This window comes from Prevotella phocaeensis (assembly GCF_900065875.1).
Taxonomy (GTDB): domain Bacteria; phylum Bacteroidota; class Bacteroidia; order Bacteroidales; family Bacteroidaceae; genus Prevotella; species Prevotella phocaeensis.
Genome location: NZ_LT160626.1, coordinates 170,146 through 187,671, shown reverse-complemented (window position 1 = coordinate 187,671; position 17,526 = coordinate 170,146). Strand labels below are relative to the sequence as shown.

The window sequence follows — 17,526 nt, the reverse complement described above, 5'->3', positions numbered from 1 at the left end:
ACAAGACAGGCAGAACGGCTAACGGTTATTTCTCTATGCTATGGTTCGTCAACCTATGCTTGGCAAGCTCCTCATACTTTGTTCCCGTGCGGCCGAAATTGGCATAAGGATAAATACTGATGCCGCCCCTCGGCGTGAAATATCCCGTTACTTCTATATATTTAGGCTGCATCAACCGTATTAAGTCCTTCATAATGATGTTCACACAATCCTCGTGGAAGTCGCCATGATTACGGAAACTGAAGAGATAGAGCTTCAGACTCTTGCTCTCAACCATCCGTTCGCCGGGAATATACGAAATACGTATCTCCGCAAAATCGGGCTGCCCGGTAATCGGACAGAGCGATGTAAACTCGGGACAGTTGAACTGTACCCAATAATCATTGTCGGGATGTTTGTTCAAAAAGGTCTCTAAAACCTCGGGAGCATAGTCTGTTCGGTACGTCGTCTCGGCTCCCAGAGCCTGCAATCCTTCGTCTTTTCTTATTTCATCCATACGCTGTCAGATATTAAAAATACGCAACACGTTGTAATTAATGCCCTCGTCGTACACATCTTCTCCCTCGTGTTTCTTCAGTGCATGCACCACCCTGATGGTAACAGGCAATACTATAATCTCGTAAACCGTCTTCAATACCACCTGCCAAAGCATCAACAAAGGCAGTTCACCGGCAGGAACAACGCCCGAAAGTGCCAAGGGAAAGAAGATCAGAGAGTCTATACCCTCGCCTGCAACGGTACTTAAAATGGCACGTGCAGAGAAGTTTTTACCTTTAGACGCTATCTTCATCTTGCTCATCACGTAGGCATTGGCAAACGAACCCGCAAGAAAAGCCACGAAAGAAGCCAAGGCTATGCGCGGTGCAAGTCCGAACACGGCGTGGAAACCGGCATCGTTCGTCCAATAAGAGGCCCCGGGAATAGCATCGCAGATGGCTCCCAAGGCCACGAAAAAGAAGTTCATCGCAAATCCAGTCCATATCAATAGGCGCGCTTTGCGGTATCCCCACACCTCACACACGCAATCATTGATAATATAAGATACGGGGAACACGATCAATCCGCCCGTAAGACTGACAGGACCTACTGCGATTTGCTTTGTTTCAAGTACGTTTGCAGCAATGAGGCAAACGCAAAAAAGAATGCTGAAAAGCATGAACAGCACACTTACATTCTGTCTGTTTTTTTCCATTTTCTTGTTTTTAAAGAGGTTTACCAAGCACTCTATTCACTAAAAAGTATGCAAAGATACTTAATTTTTATGACATTTAAATGCCGTTTTACGGAAAAACATTAATTTTGCTCCTCACAGTTTAAATTAACAGCATTATATGAAAAGACTTTTTTCTATCATGGCAGCCGCAACAATGGCTGTTTCCATACAGGCTCAAAATGCCGATTATGTAATCTCAGGTACCACACCCGACAGCATTAAAAAGGTGTATGTTATCACCAATCTTAACTTTGATCAGCAAGACAGCGTGGCTGTCAATGGCGGAAAATTTCAGCTATCGGGCAAGAAACCGGTCAATTCGTTCATCACGATAGGCTACGATCGCGAACACATGGCTACGGTTATCAACGACTATACCCCCATTACAATCAACTTAAAAAACAATTTTGTAACGGGTTCCGTGCAGAACGTACAATTCGTAGACCTGCAGAAAGAACAACAGAAGCAAGATGCAAAGCTTGCAGAACTATATTCTGATTGGCAAAAAGCGAGAAAAGACGAGACTATAGAGGCTCAAACCAAGAAGAAAACACTTGAGAAACAGATGGATGACATACAGTTCGGACAAATAGAAAACATACTGAAATTCGCCAAGACACACAGTAATAGCGTGGCTCCTGCATTCTATTTGAGCCAAATAGCAAACTCCCTTAACTACGACCAGCTTAATTCAGTGCTCGATAACACAACGGCTTACTACCATCACCCATTGATGCAACAGGTCATTGCATTAAAACAAGCACTCGCAAAACGTCGTCCCGGCAGTGCTTTCACCGATCTCTCCATGGAAGATATGGACGGAAATCCCGTGAAACTCAGTAACTGGGTGGGCAAAGGAAACTATGTGTTGGTAGACTTCTGGGCCTCATGGTGCGGACCATGCCGTATGGAAATGCCCAACGTAGTAGATGCCTACAAGCGCTATCACGCCGCCAAGGGCTTCGATGTGGTAGGTGTATCGTTCGACTCGCAAAGAGATGCTTGGAAAAAAGGCGTAAAAGACCTCGGCATGGAGTGGCACCAAATGTCGGATTTAAAGGGATGGAAGAGTGCTGCACAAACAACATACGGCATCAATGGCATACCTTCGAACATATTGGTCGATCCACAAGGCAAGATTGTTGCCTCTGACTTACGCGGCGAAGGGCTCGCTGCAAAACTGAAAGAAATATACGGTTACTAAACCGAACCATACACAGGAGCGCGGAAGACCACTTTACGATCTTCCGCGCTTTTATCAAACAGCATTCATAAATGCAATCTATATTTCGGAAATAACGATTGCACACATAGCCGAAAAAATTCTGTTGCCCCAATTATCCTTAACAAATATCGTTATTATACACACCATCTATACGGCATAGACAGTATTTCTATCAAAGATATTTCATATATTTTCAACCTTTTCATACCCCCATCGTAAACTCTCTTTCTTTCTATCGCCGGCAATCCATGTACTTTACATTTCCCACAAAGAGAAAGCAAGAGAAAGGTTAAACCACCAAATAGCCGATATAGCCGATAAAAAGAACGATGAGGACCGCACCCTCACACCGCGACAGAGTGTACTTGGTAAACGAGAAAAGCCATAACAGCAACACGGAAAGTATCATCATCGTAAGGTCTATACTCGTTATGCCTTCTATCTGCATCGGGGTAATAAGGCCGGTAATGCCCAAAATAAAAAGAATATTGAATACGTTTGAGCCAAGTACATTACCGATGGCAATGCCGCTTTGCCCCTTTTTAGCAGAGACGACACTGGTGGCAAGCTCGGGTAAAGACGTACCTCCGGCCACAATCGTAAGCCCTATAACGGCATCGCTCACACCGAGTGTACGAGCTATCTTAACGGCTCCATCTACGAAGATATTGCTCCCAAAAATCAAACAGGCTAATCCGAGCAATAAAAACAATACGGATTTCAACATCGAATAGTTCTTTTTCAGGCCTTCATCGATATTTGTACCACTTTTAGCTCCCCGCAGCGTAACATACATAAACACGATAAAAACGCCGAAGAGTATAGATGCATCCGTCCGAGACAGACTTCCATCGAAACAAAACAGCAATAGCAGTACCGACGAAAGCAATGCAAAAGGTACGTCTTTCTTTACCGTAGAACGCAATATGGTTATGGGTGCCACCACTGCAGCCATACCCACAATAAGCAAGGTATTAAAAATATTGGAACCCACCACATTGCCTACGGCCAGATCGGGCGTACCCTTGATGGCCGAAACGAGACTCACACAGAACTCAGGCATCGAAGTACCCATCGCAACAACGGTAAGTCCGATGATTACTTGTGGCATATTCATCTTCTCGGCAAGCCCTACGGCACCATCGGTCAGGCGATCCGCCCCCCACAACACCAGCACAATGCCGGCTACAACCAACACAATATTCAAAACAATCATGATGCAAAGTTACGAAAAAGGCTTCGGATTGCAGGTGCCAACGTGTGGAATTATCGATATTACAAACATTGATGCTTGTACAATCCAAGAAATTTGAGTACATTTGCAATAACAAATCACTCAGCAAAATGATACTTGCAAGATTAGAAGACCGCAAACGTTACGAACATGCGCACCCGCTATTGAAAGCGTTATTCGACTTTTTGGAGACACACAACCTGCAAGATGCGCCGACAGGCAGGATCGATATTGCCGGCAACGACTTGTTCATCAACGTAAGCGAAATAGAACTGAGACCGAAAGAAGTACAACCTCTTGAAGTACACCGCCGCTATTTAGACGTGCAGATACCGCTGCTTCGGCCCGAAGTGATGGGATGGAGCCCGCTAAAATCATTGCAAGAGCCCAACCGTCCGTTCGATTCGGAAAACGATTATGCACTATACACCGCTCCTGCATCGGTCTACTTCACCGTAAATCCGGGCGAGTTTACCATCTTCTTTCCGGAAGATGCTCATGCTCCGATCATCGGCTCGGGCATACAACGCAAACTTATTGCCAAAATAAAACTATAAGACGTTGTGTCAAAACGACGCGTTTACCATCTTATAACTTTCTATTTATCAACAACATAACCTTTCTCTTTCGTGTCAACACGCAAAGGAGTATTGCTTTACGGAGAAAAGTTTGTTATCTTTGCCGATGAACTTAAAAAACGATAGGATATGAAAAGATTGATAACAGAAAGTGCAACCAAGATTATAGTTGCCATAGGAATGATAGCGATTTTGGTATTTATAGCCGTTCCGCACAATAGCGGTAAATTTCACGCGGCAACCAAGAGTGAACAACAGATGATGGCTAAAATGCAATGGTTCTTTGTAAGAACCTCGCCTACAGTGGTGGTAAACAGTCAGGAAAAAGCCGACTCGATACTGCAAGAGCGCGGGCGTTTGTGGCTCGCTGCCAATAAAAACGAATGAAAACAGGATGAGGCAGCGAAATGAAAAACCATTAAGACATAGAATAAATGGTTGTGTTGTTTGAGCACTTAGTGTACCTCAAATAACACAACTATTTACTTGATGCCTCTATTATATAGCATCCTAACTCCTAACTTGATAGCTGTTTACTTATCAGAAGTATCGATCCGGTCTTGTACATTGTCGCCCTCGGTCGGCGCAAGCGCAGCTTCAAAATCGGTAATACCGTTCTTTACAAGAATATTATACCATTGCAACAGTTTCTTGATATCGCTGTCGTGTACCCGATCATGATCGAAATCGGGCAACACTTCGGCAAAATATTTGCGCAATTCCTTGCTGCTTGCTTTCTTATAATTAAATGTAGCCTCTTTAGACAGTTCCTTTTCACCCAATTTCTTGAGCACCTGCCACAAAGGAACATCGTCGGCATCGGTGTAAATGGCAATGTCTCCCAAGCTCGTCACACGGTCTGTAGCGAATGCGGGCATACGTTTACGGGCCTCATCTAAAGATTCTACAATAAGATTCATTTTACCTCTCGACACTAATCTATACAATCCGGGCTTGCCGGCAATTGAAAGTATTGTTTCCATTCTTAATGATTTGTATTGTTTATCTGTTTCAATATATTGCTTATTTGAATATTCACGTCGCTCTCGCCGTTATTTACGATTTCGAAATCAGAAAGTTTCAGCATTTCTTCCTGTGCCATCTGGCTGTTGATCCATGCCAATGCCCGAGTGCGAGAAATACCGTCTCGTGCCATTACACGTGCTACTCTGGTCTCTAAAGGAGCCGTAATGCAAACCACAAAATCGAAATGCGTGCGTCTGAAAAAGCCGGATTCGAAGAGTATAGCACTCTCTAACCAACAATATCCAGATGTTTCGAAGTCACTGGCCACGGCAGGATGCACAATATCATTGACTGCCTGTTTGTTCTGGTTCGATGCCAAAAGAAACTTGGCTAATACCGATTTCTGTAACACCTTATTTATATATACACCGCTGCCTACAAGATTTTTGAGCTTGCGCTGCAACTCTTCCGATGTCTGCATAAGCCTCTTGGCTGCCTCATCGCAGTCGTAAACACGGATACCCCGCTCTTCGAGCAGTCGGCACACATGCGTTTTGCCGCTACCGATACCTCCGGTAATTGCGACTTTCGGACTATTTACCACAATAACGGCATATATTTGTTAGGAATTATAAAATCATATAACAGTACTATATGCTACTGCTGTTCAACGACATAGTCTACTCTTGTTACGGAAAGTCGTGCATTTCTCACGTTATGAGGTACGCTGTTCAGATAAATTGTACACTTATCAGACGGATGATTTTCCAACTCTTTATAATCTGCTATTACACGAAATTCGTTGAATTTGATATACCGAAAAGCGCTGGCTCCGACATTGAATTTCACTGCAACACGCCGAGGGAACGTGCGGAGCACCTTTCCTTGGGGCATATTGATAGCAGTTATAGGCACATCATAGCTCTCCTCCGTTAGAATATCGGGCGAAAGACGGATGGAAACTATGGCGGGGACTGCCTTTACACCGCGTATTTTCTTGAGATGAACTTTCCGGACAACGGTATCTTCGAAATTGGTTATGTTGACTTCTTCGGTAGATATATACCTTACGCTGTCGAGTATATCCTTGCTCGCATAAATAGTTACCACTTCCGGAGCGATATTTACAGAAGCCAGATAGTAGTTCTTGGCGGGTAAAATGCCACCGGAAATACGCACAGGAACCTGTTTCGACAGTCCGAAATTGAAATAAAAGTCTAAACGATCGGGTTTGATACCCGTGATACGCGATGAACCCGACAGCCGTTGATAGATCATTTTTTGTACATCGGCAATAGGAACAACACCTCTGCCTGAGTTTTTATTGGCGTAAGAAGCAAAGTTTATCGTAACCGGACGGATGCCTTCTCCGTAAAGATAGGGCAGAAAAGCGAAACCTTTATCACGTATGGTTACGCGTACGGTATCTTCTATCTCTGTCGTAATGACGGCATTCTTCGGAATGTTGACTAATTTGATGGGGACGGCAACTTCCTTTTCGTAGCTTTCATCGAGCGTCATCGACAGCCAAAAGGCCCCGCTGAGCGAGAGAAAGAACAAAAAAACGAGAAACTCCTTGTTCACAGAACTGAACAAGAAGTTCCTTACAAGTAATATGGCCCGTCTCAATTCAGCTTTCATTCGAACTTCTATGCCTTATTAGGTGCCTGAGACGATGCGTCTGCAAAGATGTAGTTTTTGTCTACTTCAATTACCACACCGCGGGCAATTTCTACTTCTACCTTGTTTGTACTCAAGTCGATATGCTTCACTTTACCGTAAATACCGCCGTTGGTAACAACCGATGAACCCTCCTGAAGCGAATTCTGGAAGTTACGGATTTCTTTCTGTTTCTTTTGTTGAGGACGTATCATGAAGAACCACATAATGACAAACATTGCCACAATCATGATTAACATACCCATGCCTCCGCCTCCTGCAGCGCCTTGTGCTGCCAATAACATTGTACTCATTATTTATCTGTTTGATTAATTATTTCTGATTACTTTCATTATTCTCCGGTTTCGGTACCGCCACATGTGCCTGACGTTGGGATTCCATCGCTTTCATCATCTTGCCGGAACCTATTAGATAACGAGCAATTGAGTCGAGCATGCCATTTATATAGCCCCCGCTTTTCGGCGTACTGTATAGTTTAGCCAGATCGACATACTCGTTTATCGTTACACTTACGGGTATATTGGGAAACGTAAGCATCTCTGCAATGGCGATCTGCATAATAACCACGTCCATATAAGCCAAGCGCGAAAAATCCCAATTACGCGATGTTTCGCTCATATAATGCTGGTATTGGTCGGCATTGAGGATAGTAGCACGGAACAATTTGCATGCAAAATCCTTATCTTCCATATCCTTATATTCCGGAAGGAGCTCCTGCTTCGACTTGTTTTTGGGATCAAAACGCTTAATGGTTTTCAATACGAACGTATCTACAATTTCCTTGTCATCGTTCCAATAGAGGTTTTTCTCCTCGAGAATCGAGTCTATTTCCTCGTTCTCCTGTATCAATTGTTTATAAAGTTTGCGCCAAATTTCTCGGTCAGCTTCAAAAGAATTTTCTTCTGAAGCCATATATTCATTGTAAGCAGAGCTCTGTTCAATTTGGTTACACAGCTTGCGAATAAACTCCTTATCGTTATCCCACGTTAACTTCTGGTTCTCGATAAATTCATTCAACATTTTGTTTTCTTCCAATTGAACAGCAAACTTATTGAACGCAAACTTTGCATTAGGCATCTCGGTTCCCTCACGTTCTGCCCGTTGAGTAGCCACCTCTATACGCAAACGCTCTTCTTTCGTGATGGCAATAATAAGTTCGAGTAGATAATTATATAGATCGTATGACTTAGAAAGGCTGAAAAGAAGTTCCTTCTCGGCATTATCCATGTTTTTACTCCCATTCTGATAGTATGCATAGGTTAACTGAACTATCTTTATACGTATTAACTCACGATTAATCATTCTCTAATAATTTGTGTTTTAATAATGTAATTATCCTGCAAAAATAGTTGTTTTCAATCGAATATGCAAGAAAACATAGGCGATTTATACGTTTTTTAAGGGAAACTTTGCACAATCCGATAAAATCATTTAACTTTGCATCGCTTTTAAGCACATCAATGTAGAGTCGTTTCTCTGTGTGATGGTGAATTAAGGCAAATTGAATATTAATAAACTTAATTTAGAGTAACACATTATGAAAGAGATTAATGTTTCAGGTCAGAAGCGTGAGAACCTTGGAAAGAAAGCTTCTAAAGTACTTCGTAAAGAAGGATTGGTTCCGTGTAATCTTTATGGCGAAGCAAAGCAAGACGGCAAGCCGGTAGCATTGGCGTTTGCTTCTCCTATGAGCGAACTTCGTAAGATCGTTTACACACCTCACATCTATGTAATCAGACTTATCATCGATGGTGAAGAGCATACCGCTATACTCAAAGAGCTGCAGTTCCATCCGGTAACAGATGCTCTGTTGCATGTCGACTTCTTCGAAGTAAACGACCAGAAACCTATCACTATCGGAATACCTGTTAAACTGGTAGGTCTTGCACAGGGTGTACGCGATGGCGGTCGCATGAATCTTTCTATCCGTAAGATCAACGTAACGGCTCCCTATCAACAAATTCCGGAGCATCTTGATATCGATGTTACCAAACTTACCATCGGTAAAAGTATCAAGGTGGGAGAATTGAGCTACGAAGGACTGGAATTAGCTACAGGAAAAGATGTTGTTGTATGTTCTATCAAGATGACACGTCAGGCCGCTACAACCACTGTAACCGAAGCAGTGGACTCTGAAGAAGAAAAAGAAGAAGCACCGGCCGAATAATATAAATGCAGACCGTTTTACAAAACATATCGGTCTGCATCGTTTATCAACAGTCTGTAAAATAGATGGATAAATATTTGATTTGTGGATTGGGAAACCCGGGAGACGAATATGTAGGTACCCGACACAATACAGGTTTCATGGTATTGGACGCTTTTGCGAAGGCGTCCAATATTGTTTTTGAGGACAAACGTTATGGTTTTGTCGCGGAAACAAACCTAAAAGGGCGAAAGGTAATCCTGCTGAAACCCACCACATTCATGAACCTTAGCGGCAATGCCGTACGCTATTGGCTCACAAAAGAAAACATAGATCAAAAGAAATTGCTTGTAGTTTCCGATGACGTTGCACTCCCTTTAGGAGCTTTCCGATTAAAATCGAATGGCAGTAATGGCGGACATAACGGGCTCGGACATATTCAACAACTTATCGGACAAGACTTCGCACGCCTCAGAATAGGTATCGGCAACGATTATCCCAAAGGCGGACAAATAAATTGGGTGCTCGGCCGATACCGCGAAGAGGATATGAATACGCTCCAGCCAAGTATTGATATAGCCGTAGAAATCATCAAGAGTTTCGTGTTGGCAGGTACCGACATTACCATGAACCAATTCAACAAGATTGGCAAAAAGCAATGAATAAAGAAGCCAGAATAGATAAATGGCTATGGGCAGCGCGTATTTTTAAAACACGGTCTGTAGCTGCCGATGCCTGTAAGAACGGTAGAGTAACCGTCAGCGGTATAAATGTAAAGCCGAGCCACACCGTAAAAGCCGGCGAAACCGTGTCTGTTAAGAAACCGCCGATTACTTATTCATTTAAAATACTACAGCCCATCGAACAGCGCGTTGGCGCCAAATTCATTCCCGAGATATACGAAAACGTAACCGATCCCAAGCAATATGAGCTTTTAGAAATGAGCCGCATCAGCGGCTTCATAGCCCGTGCACGAGGTACGGGGCGACCTACCAAGAAAGACCGTCGTGCTATCGATGCTTTCATAGAACCCACAATGTTTGGCTTCGAAGAGCTGCCCGATCCCAATGAAAACGACGAATACCCTCTGTAAAAACGGGTAATATTTCGCGAAATATTTTGCTTTTCATATATTTCTTTCTATTTTTGTAGCCGATAGAATTACAGAAGACCGGATTTCCCAATGAGAAATCCGAATGTTAAACTTAATAATTTCAAATATGAAAAAGATTATTTTTATGATCGCCATGCTGCTTTCGTCCGTAACAACATTCGCACAACACGAAACGGGTAGCCTCACTATTCAGCCTAAAGTGGGCCTAAACATTGCCAACTTTACCAATTCAGAAGGCGCAGATCCAAGATTTGGCATGGCAGCCGGAGCCGAATTCGAATATCAGGCATCCGATCTCATCAGCATCTCAGCAGGACTTCTCTATTCGATGCAAGGCGCTAAGGCCGACGTAACCATTGAAGGAACAAAAGCTAAGGGAACCGTCAAAATGGATTACATCAATATTCCCATCCTTGCAAATGTATATGTAGCCAAGAACTTCGCAGTAAAAGTAGGATTGCAACCCGGTTTCAACACCACAGATAAAATAAAGGTTACAGCCAACGGTATGTCCGCTGAAATGGATCTATCAAAGGTAGGATTAGAGTCGAAAAGTTTCGATCTATCGCTTCCGGTCGGTATTTCTTATGAATTTAACAACATCGTCATCGACGGTCGTTACAATCTCGGACTCACGGAAGTCGTGGAAGACACAGACAGCAAGAACAGCGTATTCCAATTTACCGTAGGATATAAATTCAAATTATAAATTAGGAATCCTAAATTAAGAATTATTGTACAGCGTGCAATAAGGAATTATAAATTAACGTGAGTTCATCAATTCACGTTAATTTAATGTTTTCTTTACTTTACCGTCATACCATTAAAAACAGAAGAGAACAAATAAATATCAAATGGTTAAAGTATATTTTTGTTGATGATATGACAGTAAATACGTACAATAGAATAAGCTACATCATCGGCCCGCCAAAGCCTCCGCGCGGCGGTCTTCCCCCACCGAAGCCACCCGGACCGCCCCTGCGCCCGCCACGTCTGCCATCGGGAGGGCCGAAATCAGGACGATGTTCTCCTCCACTCTTGCCACCGAAGATATTCAGACGGTAAATAACATGCAGCATGGCGTAGCTATTGATACTATTATATTCGGTATCGCTGCGCTGCATGGCATCGATCGTACGGCTTAAATTGCTCTGTCGGCGTAAGATATCATAAAATTGCAAACTCAATGTAAGAGCTTTGCTGCGCAGGAAGGCGTGCGAAAATTGGGCATTCCACACAAGTTCATTAGTGTTTAACGAACGATCGTTATAACCTCGGCGACTGTTTTCATGAATGTCTGTTGCAAGACTCGTACCCCACGGAGCCGTCAGATTGATGTTCAATCCGTAAGAAAATTGCCAAGTATCGAGATTGCTCGAGCTCTGCAACTGGTTGCGAGAGTGCACATAATTTAATCCTCCATCCAACTCAACCTCTAACCATGCGTTGCGAAAACTGCCCGCCAAACGCTCACCGATGCTCAATGAACGGGTAACGTTTTTCTGTGAACCGACCGTGCGATCAATACTTAAATAGCCTACATAATTGTTATAGCCCAGATTAGTAAAAGTATTGACATTCCAATAGCCGGCAGAGTCTACAGACGTGTTGAACATGAATGCGCCGTTCAAATCCCAGTTACCGTTGATATTTTCGGGTTGCGTAGTACGTCCACCCGTGGTCTCGTCGTATGTCACCTTATTGCTAATGCTATTACGAGTGGTACTGAAATTGAGATGTGTCATTATAGACCGTGCGTGGTTTTGGGTATAGTTATTGTAAAAGAAACGGAAAGTATTGGTAAACGATGGTTTCAATCCCGGATTACCCTTCGAAATATTCAACGGATCACTATCATCGGTAATATCGAGCAGTTGTGTCATGTCGGGTTGCGATGTGGTTCCGCGATAATTGATGCGCAGATTACTTACCTCGGAGAAACGGTAACGGAAGTCGAGTGTAGGCGTAAAGTTGGCTACGGTACGCGTAGTATCTATGCTGACACCTTGGTAATTCTGTATAAAATGCGACTTCTGCGGCTGTAACATCACACCTATATTGAAATTAAATCTCTCTCGAATCATTCTGAACATCACTTCCAGTTCGTGCGTGTAGTTTTTGTATTCCGAATAACGACTCAAATCGGTATCGAGATAACTCTCATACGGACGGGGCAGACGCGAGAGGTACCCGTCCCAGTTACGGTAAGCAGGACTGATACCGGCAAAAAACTGTTCGCCCAGATTGCTGAAATCGTATGTCGAGCGGTCGCTCTTTCTGTAGCTATAGGCAAACTGATAGCTGAATTGAAGGAATGTTGCGCGCCACAAAGGCTCGCTATAAGTAGTTTTCGCACTATAGTTCCAACTTTTCACAGGCACAAGATTGTAGCGGTTGGTCTGATAAGTAGAGTCGTTGCCCAGCCTGTCTTTCACCTGATACAGGTGCACATTGCTCGCCGAAAAGCTCTTACTGTTGCTCTCACTGTAACTCCCATCAAGCCGCAGCGTAACGTTTCTTCCCATATTTCCAAACTTGCGATTGTATTGCAGCATCCCCCCGAACTGCTTATTGCTGCTGTAAGTGACGGAATTGTTGTTGCGCAAGTTCACCATCAGACTATCGGCAGCCAACCTATTTATAGATGCTACCGAGAGCGGATCGGCAACATAGAGGTACGGATCGGCGTTATACGAAGCCGACATACCCCATCCGCTGCCATCGTTAGTACTGTAACTCGCCGTCGGACGGAACATAATATCGGTCATACTGTCGGGTTGCCACTCCAATCTCATCTGCGCATTCCACCGGTTTCCGCGGGTATAACTTTGATTAAGACCGTTAGAAAACGAACCTACCGTGCTTACAAAATTCTCCGAAGAACGCTTTGTACTTACATCGCCATCAGAATGATTCCACCTTACACTACCGTCGATCTTCAGCTTGTCTTTCTCTTCATAGTTGAAATTCGCACCGATCATCTTGCTTGCATTGAGCCCATTGAGTCCTCGACCGAACCCTCCGCCTCGTCCGCCGAACCCCATATCGCCGGTATTATTACCTCCTCCGAAGAGCATCACGCGGTACTTGCTGTTGAAATAAGCCCCCATAAGCCGTTCGGCATAGCGGTTTTTCGTGCCTAAAGCGAGGTCTACGTTCGAAAAAGTACCGTGGTTCATGCCGCGTTTCAGTCCAAAATCGAGCACGGTCTGCTCGTTTCCGTCGTCTATACCCGTCACTTTCGATAAGTCGCTTTTCTCGTCGTAGGTTTTTATCCTGTCGACAATCGATGTCGGAAGGTTCTTCAGTGCCGTCTGAGTATCGCCTGTCATGAACTCTTTCCCATCAACTAATATCTTTTTCACCTCCTTACCGTTCACCGTTATCTTGCCGCTATCGTCTATCTGTGCACCGGGTAGCCGCTTTACAAGTTCTTCCACCACCGATCCTTCGGGCGTCCTGTAGGCCGAGGCATTATATATAAAGGTGTCTTCTTTCACCGTTACTTTCATTGCCTGCCCCATCACGGTAGCTCCTTTCAGCATCACAGCATCGGTTTTCATATCGACCGTGCCCAACGAAAGGTCTTTATCGGCCGTCAATTCTATCTGTTTAACCGTAGTAGAATAGCCTACACTCGAAATCTTTAGCAGATATTTGCCGTCCTTTGGTGCCGTTATACTGAATTTTCCGTTCTCATCGGAGATGGCACCGGTTACGAACGTGCTGTCTGTTTTCAATAACTGCACGGTCGACTGCACCATTGCGTCTTTTGTATCTTTGTCAACAAGCGTACCCGTAATCTGTCTGTTCTGCGCCGACACCGCTACGAATGCCATCGCGAACAGCACCGCAAAAAGGAACGTTCTTTTCATTTTATGTCGAAATTTCCTATATCCACATTTTATTAGATGGCTGAACGCCGGAATGGTTTAAACCGCACGATAAAAATATTTACGACGAATATTTTTTCTATTTGCATCTCATTTTTTTGCACATTTGCAGTCTTATGTGCGCAATCTGTAAGGAAATATTGCAGAAAACCTGCCATTTATGTTCCGCGAAAGCATCTTTTTCGTATATTTGTCATCATATTTTCTTACGTTCGAACGATTATGAAGCAGAATATCCTTATTTCCCAAAATCTTCAACAAGACCTTGCCGTTGCCATTTCTGAATGCGAACACGACCGTATTTTCGTGCTTACAGACACCGTAACCTACAAGAAATGCTGGCCCGCAGTATGCAATTTCTTCGTACTGAAGAACGCTATGCCAATCGTAATCGGCGCCACCGACACGCACAAAAACCTACAATCGCTCGCGCAGGTATGGCAGTCGCTTGCCGAAGGCGGTGCAACCCGCCACTCTTGTCTTATCAACTTGGGCGGCGGAATGGTAACCGATCTGGGCGGATTTGCAGCTTCTACCTTCAAAAGGGGCATCGATTTCATCAACATCCCCACTACCCTGCTGGCCATGGTCGATGCCTCTGTGGGCGGAAAAACAGGCATCAACTTCAACGGTCTGAAGAACGAAATCGGAACATTCTGCAATGCTCGCTTCGTTATTCTGAACACGAAATTCCTGCAAACACTCGATCATGAGAACATATACAGCGGATATGCCGAAATGATCAAGCACGGACTCATCAGCAATCGAGCCATGTGGGCGCAGCTGATAGACTTCGATATCGCCGACAGAAACCTCGGACAACTGCAACGGATGGTTGCCGAATCGGTAAAAATTAAGGAAACAATAGTAACAAAAGATCCGCTCGAAAAGGGTATCCGTAAGGCATTAAATCTCGGACATACCTTCGGACATGCCTTTGAGGCGTGGTCTCTCCATCGTAAACCTATACTCCACGGCTACGCGGTGGCCTACGGACTGGTTTGCGAGCTGTATCTAAGCGCTGTAAAAGCCGGCTTTCCCGCCGATAAAATGCGACAGACCGTTAATTTTATCAAGGAATATTACGACAAGTTAGACTTTACGTGCGACGACTATGCCGAACTTATCGAACTGATGCACCACGATAAGAAGAACACTACGGGCTCTATCAACTTCACACTGCTAAGCGATATCGGAAAAATAAAAATCGATCAAACGGCCACGGAAGACGAAATAAAAGAGACATTCGACTTCTATCGCGAAGGCGAATAGTGCACTTTCCTCAAACATTTCCCGCACAAAATTTCCGCAAACCATGCACCCGTTAAACCCAGACAGGCATTCCAACGGGCATAGATAAGCAATGTAAGAAAGGCATTTGCAATATCAGCCTTCCTCCAACTCCCTCTACAGGGGAGAGTTAGAGGAAGACCATCGTCCCTACTCCTCCCCTCGAGAGGCCATACATTCCGCTCGCGCACGGTCGAGCTTGCCCGTCTGTGTCATGGGAATGGCACTTACAGACAAGATACAGCGCGGCTGCCAGTATTTCGGAAGCGCCCTCCGGCATACCTCACGTACCTGTTCAACGTCGGCAGACTGCACAAGCAGCACCACCGCCTCGCCGAACTCGCCGTCATGCCGCTTGGTTATTAAATAAGGTTCCGGCATGTATGGGCGCAACAGACGTTCCACCTCTTCGGCTTGAATTTTGATGCCGCCGCTGTCGATCACGTTGTCTTTCCGTCCTATGATACGGAAATGTCGCCCGTCTTCGGCCATCTCGGCAACATCATTGGTCGTCAGAACGGCGTTACATACCCGTGGCGCATCTATCACCAAGCAATTATCTTTGTTCAAGCCCACCCTTACACTCTCGAAAGGCGTGTACCACAGGCTTGCCTCTGCACCGCTCAACCGTCGCAAGGCAATATGCGAAAGCGTTTCGGTCATACCGTACGTGCTCCATACAGCGTTCGGAAACGTGCGCAACTGCTGCTCCATAGCATCGTCTATCGCACCGCCTCCGATAATCAGATGGCGTATTGTCTGCAACAGTTTGCATTCCTCGGACACCTGCAAGCTATTATATACCTGCATAGGAACCATAGCTGCAAAGTCTATGTGCCGCCCCTTGCCGACCAAGCATGCCAGCGGATGGCCCGCAGGGGGTACTTCTATCAGCTCGAGCCCGCATGTCAAAGCACGCACAACCATCATCTTTCCGGCAATATAGTCTAACGGCAGGCACAACAGCGCCGTATCGTCGGGCTGCAATCCCAAGAAGTTACAGGTGATGCGCGCACTCTCTTCCATACGTTTCTTCTCCACCTGTATGAGCTTGGGCTTACCGGTGGAACCGCTTGTATGCACAAGCAATGTTGCCGAACGGCCGTTCCATTCGTCTAAGAACTCGCTGAGAACCATAATTTATCGCCTTTCATCGCAATCGGCATTTCTATATTGTCAGTAAAAAGCGCCCCTGTACCTAAGCCCTGCGGCAGGTCTATCGCCGGTCCATACAGCTTGGCGGCCAGATGGGCGACGGCATTAAGGCCGACATTGCTTTCGAGTGCGCTCGTTATCCATGAACCTATGCCTCGTTCCCTCGCCATTCTGATCCATTCTTCCGTACCGTACATACCTCCGTGAAGCGAGGGCTTCAACACGATGAAAGCCGGCCTGATGGTGTCGAGCAGTGCTTCTTTCATTGCCGGAAGGTTCACTCCGATGAGTTCTTCGTCCAAGGCAATAGGCAAAGGCGACTCTCTGCACAGCCTTGCCATGTCGTTCCACCGGTGCTGACGGATGGGTTGTTCGATGGAATGAATATCGTATCGGGCCAACAGTTCGAGCTTCTTCAAGGCCTCATCGGGTATAAAACCGCCGTTGGCATCCACACGCAATTCTATTTGCTCCTTAGTGTAACGCTCGCGTATGTGGCGGATAAGTGCCATTTCCTTATCGAATTCTATCGCTCCAATCTTCATTTTAATGCAACGGAAGCCCATCCGCAGCTTTTCTTCAATGCGTGCAAGCATCTCATCGTATGTGCCCATCCATACCAGACCGTTAATCGGAATGCCCTCCTCGCCGCGGCCGAAAGGGGTATCAAACAGTTTCGTGCCACCTGCATGCAGGCTCTGCCACGCCGTTTCCAGCCCGAAAAGCATCGAAGGATACGGGCGCAACATGTTTACGTCTATCTTTCCGGTCCGGCAAACCATCCTGCAGACATCTTTCAATATACGTTCATATTCCGGTATATCATCGCAACTCAACTGCGGAAGGGGCGCACATTCGCCGATACCTCTCACCTCCGGCAGCTGCGGAGAGGTCATCTTCAAGAACCAACTACGGCGTGTAGTGTACACACCCCGCGAGGTTCCCGCCGGTTGTTTGAAGTGAAACGTGCGTTCCGAAACGGATATATCGTAATTCATCGGCATTTCTATAAGCTCCGTACCAAATGTTTAT

19 protein-coding genes are annotated in these 17,526 nt (G+C 45.1%); 8 read left to right on the top strand and 11 right to left on the bottom strand.

What is annotated here, in order from left to right; genetic code table 11:
• Positions 1–25 precede the first annotated feature (25 nt).
• Both queF and BN3912_RS08975 read right to left on the bottom strand, forming a co-directional pair.
• On the bottom strand, positions 26–496 hold the full coding sequence (gene queF / locus BN3912_RS08980; protein WP_023983619.1) for a preQ(1) synthase: 471 nt from the start codon (positions 494–496) through the stop codon (positions 26–28).
• Positions 497–502: 6 nt separating this feature from the next.
• Complete coding sequence (locus BN3912_RS08975; RefSeq protein WP_023983620.1) at positions 503–1,192, bottom strand: queuosine precursor transporter; 690 nt, start codon at positions 1,190–1,192, stop codon at positions 503–505.
• A gap of 139 nt (positions 1,193–1,331) precedes the next feature.
• Between BN3912_RS08975 and BN3912_RS08970 the strand changes: the two genes are divergently transcribed.
• Positions 1,332–2,417 carry a TlpA disulfide reductase family protein gene (locus BN3912_RS08970; protein ID WP_023983621.1) on the top strand — a complete coding sequence of 362 codons (1,086 nt, stop codon included), beginning with the start codon at positions 1,332–1,334 and terminating at the stop codon, positions 2,415–2,417.
• A 310-nt stretch (positions 2,418–2,727) separates the two neighbouring features.
• On the opposite strand, the gene BN3912_RS08965 is transcribed toward BN3912_RS08970, so the two are convergent.
• Positions 2,728–3,654 (bottom strand): calcium/sodium antiporter, encoded by a 927-nt coding sequence (locus tag BN3912_RS08965; protein WP_023983622.1) that lies wholly within the window; start codon positions 3,652–3,654, stop codon positions 2,728–2,730.
• Positions 3,655–3,782: 128 nt separating this feature from the next.
• Between BN3912_RS08965 and BN3912_RS08960 the strand changes: the two genes are divergently transcribed.
• Together BN3912_RS08960 and BN3912_RS08955 are read left to right on the top strand one after the other, a co-directional pair.
• Positions 3,783–4,229, top strand: a complete 447-nt coding sequence (locus tag BN3912_RS08960) for a NanQ anomerase/TabA/YiaL family protein (RefSeq protein ID WP_023983623.1) — start codon at positions 3,783–3,785, stop codon at positions 4,227–4,229.
• Between the two features lie 150 nt (positions 4,230–4,379).
• Complete coding sequence (locus BN3912_RS08955; protein ID WP_023983624.1) at positions 4,380–4,637, top strand: hypothetical protein; 258 nt, start codon at positions 4,380–4,382, stop codon at positions 4,635–4,637.
• Between the two features lie 146 nt (positions 4,638–4,783).
• On the opposite strand, the gene BN3912_RS12335 is transcribed toward BN3912_RS08955, so the two are convergent.
• Genes BN3912_RS12335 through nusB form a run of 5 tightly spaced genes read right to left on the bottom strand, consistent with a single transcriptional unit; the run spans position 4,784 to position 8,198 of the window.
• A complete protein-coding gene (locus BN3912_RS12335) occupies positions 4,784–5,233 on the bottom strand; it encodes a DUF5606 family protein (protein WP_023983625.1) in 450 nt (149 codons plus the stop codon).
• Between the two features lie 2 nt (positions 5,234–5,235).
• Entirely contained in the window at positions 5,236–5,820 is a 585-nt protein-coding gene (coaE, locus tag BN3912_RS12330; protein WP_023983626.1) for a dephospho-CoA kinase, read from the bottom strand.
• A 53-nt stretch (positions 5,821–5,873) separates the two neighbouring features.
• Positions 5,874–6,857, bottom strand: coding sequence for a CdaR family protein (locus tag BN3912_RS08940; protein WP_023983627.1), 984 nt, complete (start codon positions 6,855–6,857; stop codon positions 5,874–5,876).
• A gap of 8 nt (positions 6,858–6,865) precedes the next feature.
• Positions 6,866–7,189, bottom strand: coding sequence for a preprotein translocase subunit YajC (yajC, locus tag BN3912_RS08935; protein WP_004369871.1), 324 nt, complete (start codon positions 7,187–7,189; stop codon positions 6,866–6,868).
• Positions 7,190–7,208: 19 nt separating this feature from the next.
• A complete protein-coding gene (gene nusB / locus BN3912_RS08930; protein WP_023983628.1) occupies positions 7,209–8,198 on the bottom strand; it encodes a transcription antitermination factor NusB in 990 nt (329 codons plus the stop codon).
• 235 nt (positions 8,199–8,433) lie between these two features.
• On the opposite strand from nusB, the gene BN3912_RS08925 reads away from it, so the two are divergent.
• The 4 genes from BN3912_RS08925 to BN3912_RS08910 all read left to right on the top strand — a co-directional run bounded on the left by BN3912_RS08925 (position 8,434) and on the right by BN3912_RS08910 (position 10,865).
• Positions 8,434–9,063: a 50S ribosomal protein L25/general stress protein Ctc gene (locus tag BN3912_RS08925; protein WP_023983629.1), complete on the top strand. Its 630-nt coding sequence runs from the start codon at positions 8,434–8,436 to the stop codon at positions 9,061–9,063.
• Positions 9,064–9,128: 65 nt separating this feature from the next.
• Positions 9,129–9,704, top strand: coding sequence for an aminoacyl-tRNA hydrolase (pth, locus tag BN3912_RS08920; RefSeq protein WP_023983630.1), 576 nt, complete (start codon positions 9,129–9,131; stop codon positions 9,702–9,704).
• Positions 9,701–10,135: an RNA-binding S4 domain-containing protein gene (locus tag BN3912_RS08915; RefSeq protein ID WP_023983631.1), complete on the top strand. Its 435-nt coding sequence runs from the start codon at positions 9,701–9,703 to the stop codon at positions 10,133–10,135. The genes pth and BN3912_RS08915 overlap by 4 nt, the downstream gene beginning before the upstream one ends.
• A 127-nt stretch (positions 10,136–10,262) precedes the next feature.
• The gene (locus BN3912_RS08910; protein WP_016665237.1) at positions 10,263–10,865 is read left to right on the top strand and encodes a porin family protein; all 603 of its coding nucleotides are present in this window, start codon (positions 10,263–10,265) and stop codon (positions 10,863–10,865) included.
• 202 nt (positions 10,866–11,067) lie between these two features.
• On the opposite strand, the gene BN3912_RS08905 is transcribed toward BN3912_RS08910, so the two are convergent.
• Entirely contained in the window at positions 11,068–14,031 is a 2,964-nt protein-coding gene (locus BN3912_RS08905; RefSeq protein ID WP_023983632.1) for a TonB-dependent receptor, read from the bottom strand.
• Between the two features lie 240 nt (positions 14,032–14,271).
• Here BN3912_RS08905 and aroB point away from each other — a divergent pair, with 240 nt between their 5' ends.
• Positions 14,272–15,321 carry a 3-dehydroquinate synthase gene (aroB, locus tag BN3912_RS08900; RefSeq protein ID WP_023983633.1) on the top strand — a complete coding sequence of 350 codons (1,050 nt, stop codon included), beginning with the start codon at positions 14,272–14,274 and terminating at the stop codon, positions 15,319–15,321.
• A gap of 168 nt (positions 15,322–15,489) precedes the next feature.
• Here the strand turns inward: aroB and BN3912_RS08895 are convergent, their stop codons facing one another.
• Together BN3912_RS08895 and menC are read right to left on the bottom strand one after the other, a co-directional pair.
• Positions 15,490–16,476 (bottom strand): AMP-binding protein, encoded by a 987-nt coding sequence (locus BN3912_RS08895; RefSeq protein WP_023983634.1) that lies wholly within the window; start codon positions 16,474–16,476, stop codon positions 15,490–15,492.
• Positions 16,455–17,492, bottom strand: coding sequence for an o-succinylbenzoate synthase (gene menC, locus BN3912_RS08890; protein WP_023983635.1), 1,038 nt, complete (start codon positions 17,490–17,492; stop codon positions 16,455–16,457). Before menC ends, BN3912_RS08895 begins: the two co-directional genes overlap by 22 nt.
• Between the last annotated feature and the right edge of the window lie 34 nt (positions 17,493–17,526).